Here is an 8,889-nt window from a genome sequence, read left to right on the forward strand (position 1 = left end):
TGCCAGACATCGTCTTTCGTTGGTGCCTTGCGGCGTATGCGGCGCGCATAATCAGGGCCGTGCTTTCGGCACCATCGGCGGATGGTCTCGTAGGAAACGACGATCCCGCGATCGAGCAGCATTTCCTCGACATCGCGCAGGCTCAGATTGAAGCGGAAGTAGAGCCAGACAGCACGGGCCACGATTTCGATCGGATAGCGGTGGTTCTTGTAGGTCGGTGCACTCACGGTCATGGGCGCGCTGCTACCTCAATTTCCTTACCCCTCAATCAATGTGACAGCACCGCCCCGCCAGTTTGGGTGCGCTGCAACAGGGGTTGCTGCGTTAAGCCGCGTTATAGACAGAAGGGCCGCCGTTGCTGCGGCGTTGCACGGAGGGAATGGCCATCGCTGCCCGACATGTTGTGATGGTCCGGCCTGCAATATCGGTGCCGGATTCTCCATACCGGACTAGGATGTCAGCGTCGGTGCACCCCTCAGGCCGTCCATGCCGACTTCGCCGGTCCGTCTCGAACCAGCGATGCGCAAAGCAGCTCCGAGCACGGACGTCTGATTGTCCCGCGGCGGGAACGACGCAAGCCAGTCGCTATGCCCGCAGCCTTAGGCAGCCAAAAATCGACTCTGACTTAAAGGCTCAACTTCTGGTAGCGGCTCGAAGCTGACGCTTTGTGTCGGGCATTGTCGGGTCCGCTACACGACGTGTTCCGACAATCATTTATCTGGCACGAGCACTTGTTAGAGCCCAAGCTAACTAGCTGAAAAGAAAAAGGAAGGTCCCGTTGGCTATGCATCGGAAAAGTTGGCACGAATCTTGAGACCCTTCGTTGCGAGGCGGCGAGAGCTGCCCTCGGCATTTATGTCGCGGGCAGCCGCGACCGATGGAAAAAGGAAGGAAATCTATAATGTCAGGTCTGCGTCAGATCGCCTTTTACGGCAAGGGCGGCATCGGCAAGTCCACCACCTCCCAAAATACGCTCGCCGCCCTTGTCGACCTCGGGCAGAGGATCCTCATCGTCGGCTGCGATCCGAAAGCCGACTCCACCCGCCTGATCCTGAACTCGAAAGCGCAGGATACGGTCCTGCATCTCGCCGCACAGGAAGGTTCGGTCGAAGACCTCGAACTCCAGGACGTGCTCAAGGTTGGCTATAAAGGCATCAAATGCGTGGAATCGGGCGGCCCCGAGCCGGGTGTCGGCTGCGCCGGCCGCGGCGTCATCACCTCGATCAACTTCCTCGAGGAGAACGGCGCCTATGACGATGTCGACTATGTCTCCTACGACGTGCTCGGGGACGTGGTGTGCGGCGGCTTCGCGATGCCGATCCGCGAGGGCAAGGCGCAGGAAATCTACATTGTCATGTCCGGCGAGATGATGGCGCTCTATGCCGCCAACAACATCGCCAAGGGCATCCTCAAATATGCCCATTCGGGCGGCGTGCGGCTCGGCGGCCTGATCTGCAACGAGCGCCAAACCGACCGCGAGCTTGACCTCGCAGAAGCGCTGGCTTCCAGGCTCAATTCCAAGCTCATCCACTTCGTGCCGCGCGACAACATCGTCCAGCACGCCGAACTGAGGAAGATGTCTGTGATCCAGTATGCGCCGGATTCGAAGCAGGCGGGGGAATACCGGGCGCTGGCCGAGAAGATCCATGCCAATTCTGGCCAGGGCACCATCCCGACCCCGATCACCATGGAGGAGCTCGAGGACATGCTGCTCGACTTCGGCATCATGAAGACCGACGAGCAGATGCTTGCAGAGCTTCACGCCAAGGAAGCCGTAAAGGCGGTCGCTCAGTAACCGCCGCTGCCGCCACGAAGCGAGGCCTTGAGCCGACGCGCCTTTCAAAGAACGGCGCCTCGTCGGTGAGGCGTCACTCGAACCTTTAAAGGGGTCCCATGAGCCTGGAATACAAGAATGACGGCGCTCTCCATGCGAAGCTTGTCGAGGAGGTGCTGTCGCAATATCCCGACAAGGCGGCGAAGCACCGCAAAAAGCACCTTAGCGTCGCAAAGAGCGGGGACGAGGCTGGCGAGGTCGTTTCTGAATGCGACGTCAAATCGAACATCAAGTCCATTCCGGGCGTGATGACGATCCGCGGCTGCGCCTATGCCGGCTCAAAGGGCGTGGTGTGGGGTCCGGTAAAGGATATGGTCCATATCTCGCACGGCCCGGTCGGGTGCGGCCAATATTCCTGGTCGCAGCGCCGCAACTACTACGTCGGCACGACGGGCATCGACACGTTCGGGACAATGCAGTTCACCTCCGATTTCCAGGAGAAGGACATTGTTTTCGGCGGTGACAAGAAGCTGGAACAGATAATTGACGAGATTGAGGGACTGTTTCCCCTCAACAACGGCATCACCGTGCAATCCGAATGCCCGATCGGCCTGATTGGCGACGACACCGAAGCCGTGTCCCGCAACAAGGCCAGGGAACACGGAAAGACGATCGTGCCGGTGCGCTGCGAGGGCTTCCGCGGCGTCTCGCAATCGCTCGGCCACCACATCGCCAACGACTCGATCCGCGACTGGGTCTTCGACAAGAAGGACATCGGGTTCGAGGCCGGCCCTTACGACGTCAACGTGATCGGTGACTACAATATCGGCGGCGACGCCTGGGCCTCGCGCATCCTGCTCGAGGAGATAGGGCTGTGCGTGGTCGGCAACTGGTCGGGCGACGCGACCCTCGCCGAGATAGAGCGCGCGCCAAAGGCCAGGCTCAATCTGATCCACTGCTACAGGTCGATGAACTACATCTGCCGGCACATGGAGGAAAAGTATGGCATCGCCTGGATGGAGTACAATTTCTTCGGCCCCTCCCAGATCGAAGCCTCTCTGCGCAAGATCGCCAAGCATTTTGGGCCCGAAATCGAGGAGAAAGCCGAGAAGGTCATCGCCAAGTACAGACCGCTCGTTGATGCGGTCATTGCCAAGTACCGGCCGCGCCTCGAAGGCAATACCGTGATGCTTTATGTCGGCGGCCTGCGCCCCCGTCACGTCATCACCGCCTACGAGGATCTCGGCATGGTGATCGTCGGCACCGGCTATGAGTTCGCCCACAACGACGACTATCAGCGCACCGGCCATTACGTGAAGAATGGCACGCTGATCTACGATGACGTGACCGGTTACGAGTTGGAAAAGTTCATCGAGGGGGTTCGCCCCAACCTCGTCGGCTCGGGCATCAAGGAAAAATACCCGGTGCAGAAGATGGGCATACCGTTCCGTCAGATGCACTCCTGGGATTATTCGGGACCGTATCACGGCTATGACGGCTTTGCCATTTTCGCGCGGGACGTGGATCTTGCGATCAACAATCCGGTCTGGGGCCTGTACCAGGCGCCTTGGAAAGAAAGCCCGAGCCATGGCCGGGCGATGGCTGCCGAATAACACCCGGCCTTCGCCTGGTCTCCCCAAGGGAGACGATGAACGCCCGCGGCCCCGTGGCCCGCGGGAGACCTGAAAACGTCTCGACGTCCCCGAGCTGCCTTAAGGGCCGGCCAGACGAAAAAGAGGTAATCACCAATGCCGCAGTCGGCTGAAAAGATTCTCGACCACGCTCCCCTGTTCCGGGAGTCGGAATACAGGCAGATGCTCGCCAAGAAGAAGCTGAATTTCGAATGTCCGCACCCGGACCAGATCGTTGCCGATCAACGAGAGTTCACCAAGACGTGGGAATACCGCGAATTGAACCTCGCCCGCGAAGCGCTTGTGGTGAACCCCGCCAAGGCCTGCCAGCCGCTCGGCGCGGTGTTCGCGGCCGCGGGCTTCGAGCGAACCATGTCCTTCGTCCACGGCAGCCAGGGCTGCGTGGCCTATTACCGCTCGCACCTGTCACGCCATTTCAAGGAGCCTGCTTCGGCAGTTTCTTCCTCGATGACGGAAGACGCGGCAGTCTTTGGCGGCCTGAAGAACATGGTCGACGGGCTCGCCAACACCTACCAGCTCTACGACCCGAAGATGATCGCTGTCTCGACCACATGTATGGCGGAGGTCATTGGCGACGACCTGCACAGCTTCATCGAGAACGCCAAGGACGAAAACTCGGTCCCGCGCGACTTCGACGTGCCCTTTGCCCACACGCCGGCCTTCGTCGGCAGCCATGTCGACGGCTATGACGGCATGGTCAAAGGCATTTTGGAGCACTTCTGGAAAGGCCAGGAGCGCACGGAAGCCGCGGGAACCATCAACATCATTCCGGGCTTCGACGGCTTCTGCGTTGGCAACAACCGGGAACTCAAACGCCTGCTTGACCTGATGGGCGTGTCCTACACCTTCATCCAGGACGCCTCTGACCAGTTCGACACCCCGTCGGACGGCGAATACCGCATGTATGACGGCGGCACGAACATCGAAGACGTGAAGGAGGCGCTCAACGCCGAGGCGACACTTTCGCTGCAGTATTACAACACCCGAAAAACGCTGGAATATTGCGAGCAAGTCGGGCAGGCGACCGCCTCGTTCCATTACCCGCTCGGTGTCCAGGCGACCGACGAATTCCTGATGGAGCTCTCGGCGATCTCCGGCAAGGAGATCCCCGAGACAATCCGCCTGGAGCGCGGCCGACTGGTTGACGCCATGGCTGACAGCCAGTCCTGGCTGCATGGCAAGAAATACGCGATCTACGGCGATCCGGATTTCGTCCACGCCATGGCCCGCTTCGTCATGGAGACCGGTGGCGAGCCGACACATTGCCTCGCCACCAACGGCACCTCGGCGTGGGAAGCCGAGATGAAGGAACTGCTTGCATCCTCGCCCTTCGGCAAGGACGCTCAGGTCTGGGCGGGCAAGGACCTGTGGGCGATGCGCTCGCTGCTCTTCACCGAGCCGGTGGACCTGCTGATCGGCAATTCCTATGGCAAGTATCTGGAGCGCGACACCGGCACGCCGCTGATCCGGCTGATGTTTCCGATCTTCGACCGGCACCATCACCATCGCTTTGCGCTCATGGGCTACCAGGGCGGGCTGCGCGTGCTGACGACGATCCTCGACAAGATCTTCGACAAGCTCGATCGCGAGACGAGCCAGACGGGCGTGACGGACTATTCCTATGACCTCACCCGCTAAGAGCGGCGGCCGGCTTTCCGCCCAGGCTGTTCATTGCCCAATGGACTTTGGAGACCGACGCAATGTCATCGCTCAGCGCCAAAATCCAGGATGTCTTCAACGAGCCCGCCTGCGATAAAAACTGCGGGAAGGATGCCAAAGCGCGCAAAGAGGGCTGCTCGAAGCCGCTGACGCCGGGAGCGGCAGCCGGCGGCTGCGCTTTTGACGGCGCCAAGATCGTGCTGCAGCCGATCACCGACGTCGCGCATCTGGTCCATGCGCCGCTCGCCTGCGAGGGCAACTCCTGGGACAACCGCGGTGCGGCTTCGTCCGGGGCAACGCTGTGGCGCACGAGCTTCACGACCGATCTCACCGAACTCGACGTCGTGATGGGGCAGGGCGAGCGCAAGCTGTTCAAGGCGATCCGCGAGATCAAGGAAGCCTATGCGCCGCCGGCGATCTTCGTCTATTCGACCTGTGTGACGGCGCTGATCGGCGACGACATCGAGGCCGTCTGCAAGCGCGCGGGGGAAAAATTCGGCTTGGCCGTGGTGCCGGTCAATGCGCCGGGCTTGGCCGGCTCCAAGAACCTCGGCAACAAGCTCGCCGCCGAGGCGTTGCTCGAGCACGTCATCGGCACGGTGGAACCCGACGACGCTGGGCCGTACGACATCAATATCCTTGGCGAATTCAACCTCTCCGGCGAATTCTGGCTGGTGAAGCCGCTCCTCGATCGGCTCGGGATCCGGGTGCGCGCCTGCATTCCGGGCGATGCGCGCTACCTCGACGTTGCCTCTGCGCACCGCGCCCGGGCGGCTATGATGGTGTGCTCGACCGCGCTCATCAATCTGGCTCGCAAGATGGAGGAGCGCTGGGACATCCCGTTCTTCGAAGGCTCCTTCTACGGCATCACCGACACCTCGGAAGCACTGCGCAACATTGCTGAGCTGCTCGTGAAGAAGGGCGCTGATCCAGAGATCCTCGCCCGCACAGAGACGCTGATCGCTCAGGAGGAGGCGATTGCGTGGAAGAAGCTCGAGGCTTACCGGCGGCGGCTCCAGGGCAAGCGCCTGGTACTCAACACAGGCGGTGTGAAGTCTTGGTCGATTGTCCATGCACTGATGGAGATCGGCATCGAGATCGTCGGCACCTCGGTCAAGAAATCCACGCTCGAAGACAAGGAGCGCATCAAACAGGACGACAACCACATGTTCGAGCAGATGGCAGCGCGCGACCTTTACGCCATGCTCTCAGAAGGCAAGGCCGACATCATGCTGTCGGGCGGGCGCACGCAATTCATCGCGCTCAAGGCCAAGACGCCCTGGCTCGACATCAACCAGGAGCGCCAGCACCCCTATGCCGGCTATGACGGCATGGTGGAACTCGTGCGCCAGATCGACCTCGCCATTCATAACCCGATCTGGCGCCAGGTGCGCGAGCCGGCCCCGTGGGATTGCCAGCCTGCCATGAAGGACGAACCGCCGAGCACAACGAGCGGGACGGCGAGCCTGCATGCCTTAAAGAAGTTCACCGGCACCACGCCGACGATTTCGGCGAGCGTTGAGGAAACACGATGACCCGCATCCTTTCCCAGACCAAATCAGCTTCGGTCAATCCGCTGAAGTCGTCACAGCCGCTGGGTGCTGCCTTGGCCTTTCTCGGGATCGACGGCGCAGTGCCGCTATTCCACGGCATCCAAGGCTGCACCAGCTTCGCGCTCGTGCTCTTCGTGCGGCATTTCAAGGAAGCGATTCCCCTACAGACCACCGCGATGGATGAAGTGACAACCATCCTCGGCGGGTCAGACAATCTGGAACAGGCGATCCTCAACCTGAAGACCCGCACGAACCCAAAGCTGATTGGGGTCTGCACGACGGCCCTGGTGGAAACCCGTGGCGAAGATTGCGCAGGCGACATTGCCGACATCAGGCTGAAACGGGCGGAAGAACTCGCGGGTACGGAGATCGTGCTGGCCAACACGCCGGATTTCAGCGGCGCGATCGAACAGGGTTGGGCCAAGGCTGTCAGCGCGATGATCGAAGGCATGACGCGACCGGGCGAGCGGGCGCGCCAGTCAAAGAAGATCGCCATCCTGCCCGGCTGGAACCTCACCGTGGCTGACATCGAGCATTTGCGCGAGATGGTGGAAGGCTTTGGGCTCAACCCGGTGATACTGCCGGATGTCTCCGGCTCGCTCGACGGCACCGTGCCCGACTGGTGGGTTACGACCACCTATGGCGGCACCAGCGTCGAGGATATCCGCGAGCTCGGCGCGGCCGCGCACTGCATCGCCATCGGAGAGCATATGCGTCACCCGGCCGAGGTGCTGCAGAAGATGACCGGCGTGCCTTACGTGCTGTTCGAGTCGCTGACCGGATTGAAGGATGCCGACCGGTTCGTCTCGCTGCTGTCCGTGATTTCTGGCGAGTCTGTGCCGGCCAGCGTGCGCCGTCGACGGGCGCAATTGCAGGATGCGTTGCTCGACGGACATTTCCATTTCGGAGGCAAGAAAATTGCGATTGCTGCTGAACCGGACCAACTCTATCAACTCGCGACCTTCTTCACCGGCATGGGCTCCGAAATTGCGGCGGCAGTCACCACGACCGATATGTCGAAAGTTCTGGAAAGGGTTCCGGCGGCCTCGATTCAGATCGGCGATCTCAGCGATTTGGAAGCGCTTGCCGGCGGGGCTGATCTTCTGGTCACCCATTCACATGGACGCCAGGCATCGCAACGTCTTGGCATTCCGCTCATGCGCGTCGGCTTCCCCGTCTTCGACCGGCTCGGCAGCCAGCACAAGCTCTCAATCCTCTATCAGGGCACCCGTGATCTGGTTTTCGAGGTCGCCAACATGTTCCAGGCCAACCGGCATGCGCCGACGCCCGAGAAACTTGATCCATTCCGCAAGCGAGAAACGCCAGATGGGCCCCGTTAGTCGCCTCTCACTCGTCACTGACGAGGTACACGCACCGATCCCTGAAAGACGAGCAGGCGCATTGCGCGTAGCCATCGCCACGCAGGACATGAAGGACCTCAATGCCCATTTCGGCTCGGCCAGACGCTTTGCTGTCTACGACGTGACGCGCGAGGAGTGCCATCTCGTGGAAGCCTTGGCCTTCGATGACGTTTCCGATGAGAACGGGACGCATCGAACCGAGGGTGATGACCGCATCACGCGGAAGGTGGAGGCGCTGAAGGGCTGCCATCTGCTGTTTTGTCTGGCGATCGGCGGACCTTGGGCAGCCAAGGTTGTTTCGGCGAAAATCCATCCGATCAAGGTGCCGCAGCCCCAAACCATCCAAGAGGTGCTGTTGCGCACGCAGATGATGCTCAGGACGTGTCCTCCCCCTTGGCTGCACAAGGTGCTGGCGGAGGCAGGCGTCGCCGAGAAGAAACCATCCTTCGAGGACGAGGACTGAAAATGAGGAGAAGGCGAAATGTTTGACGCAGCTGTTAGCCCTGCCGTCACCGAGGACGAGGCGGCCCTTGCCACCGCGTTCCTCAAATGCGTCGTGCGGCTGATCCGTGCCCAGGATTCCCACGGGTCATGGGAAGGCAAACCGGATGCCGAGCTGCTGGGAGACTTCATCATCGCCAAGGAACAGCGCTGTGCGATCCCGATCCGGACGTTGGAGGCTTGATAAGTTCTACGCCGCTGTCGGGCTTGCGATCGAGGAGCGCTGCGGCCCGGCATGCCTGGCGGCATGGGCGGCATAGACTTTTAATCCAGCCGATCTGGCTTATGCATACGGAAAGGGCGGCAGCGATGCCGCCCTTTTCCTTGAAGTGGATCCGGCCGGAAACCTTCGGCGCGTACGCCGGCCGTATGGCCGTAGTAGCGACGGT

At 61.1% G+C, this 8,889-nt stretch carries 6 protein-coding genes and 2 pseudogenes; 7 read left to right on the forward strand and 1 reads right to left on the reverse strand.

Annotated elements, in window-relative coordinates; all coding sequences use genetic code 11:
* A pseudogene (locus BLS48_RS33610) lies at nucleotides 1-233 on the reverse strand (IS6 family transposase); the annotation flags it as partial.
* Nucleotides 234-901: 668 nt separating this feature from the next.
* Between BLS48_RS33610 and nifH the strand changes: the two are divergent.
* The 7 genes and pseudogenes from nifH to BLS48_RS33645 all read left to right on the forward strand — a co-directional run.
* Nucleotides 902-1,795 carry a nitrogenase iron protein gene (nifH, locus tag BLS48_RS33615; protein WP_038654982.1) on the forward strand — a complete coding sequence of 298 codons (894 nt, stop codon included), beginning with the start codon at nucleotides 902-904 and terminating at the stop codon, nucleotides 1,793-1,795.
* A 98-nt stretch (nucleotides 1,796-1,893) separates the two neighbouring features.
* Nucleotides 1,894-3,387 (forward strand): nitrogenase molybdenum-iron protein alpha chain, encoded by a 1,494-nt coding sequence (gene nifD / locus BLS48_RS33620; RefSeq protein WP_038654979.1) that lies wholly within the window; start codon nucleotides 1,894-1,896, stop codon nucleotides 3,385-3,387.
* Between the two features lie 135 nt (nucleotides 3,388-3,522).
* Complete coding sequence (nifK, locus tag BLS48_RS33625) at nucleotides 3,523-5,064, forward strand: nitrogenase molybdenum-iron protein subunit beta (RefSeq protein ID WP_091586588.1); 1,542 nt, start codon at nucleotides 3,523-3,525, stop codon at nucleotides 5,062-5,064.
* Nucleotides 5,065-5,126: 62 nt separating this feature from the next.
* Entirely contained in the window at nucleotides 5,127-6,620 is a 1,494-nt protein-coding gene (gene nifE, locus BLS48_RS33630; RefSeq protein ID WP_091586590.1) for a nitrogenase iron-molybdenum cofactor biosynthesis protein NifE, read from the forward strand.
* Entirely contained in the window at nucleotides 6,617-7,978 is a 1,362-nt protein-coding gene (gene nifN / locus BLS48_RS33635) for a nitrogenase iron-molybdenum cofactor biosynthesis protein NifN (RefSeq protein WP_091586592.1), read from the forward strand. The genes nifE and nifN overlap by 4 nt, the downstream gene beginning before the upstream one ends.
* Nucleotides 7,965-8,462 carry a nitrogen fixation protein NifX gene (gene nifX / locus BLS48_RS33640; protein ID WP_038654970.1) on the forward strand — a complete coding sequence of 166 codons (498 nt, stop codon included), beginning with the start codon at nucleotides 7,965-7,967 and terminating at the stop codon, nucleotides 8,460-8,462. The genes nifN and nifX overlap by 14 nt, the downstream gene beginning before the upstream one ends.
* 18 nt (nucleotides 8,463-8,480) lie before the next feature.
* Nucleotides 8,481-8,730: pseudogene (locus BLS48_RS33645) on the forward strand (DUF269 domain-containing protein); the annotation flags it as partial.
* Nucleotides 8,731-8,889 lie beyond the last annotated feature (159 nt).

Source organism: Mesorhizobium qingshengii, from assembly GCF_900103325.1.
Taxonomy (GTDB): Bacteria; Pseudomonadota; Alphaproteobacteria; order Rhizobiales; family Rhizobiaceae; genus Mesorhizobium; species Mesorhizobium qingshengii.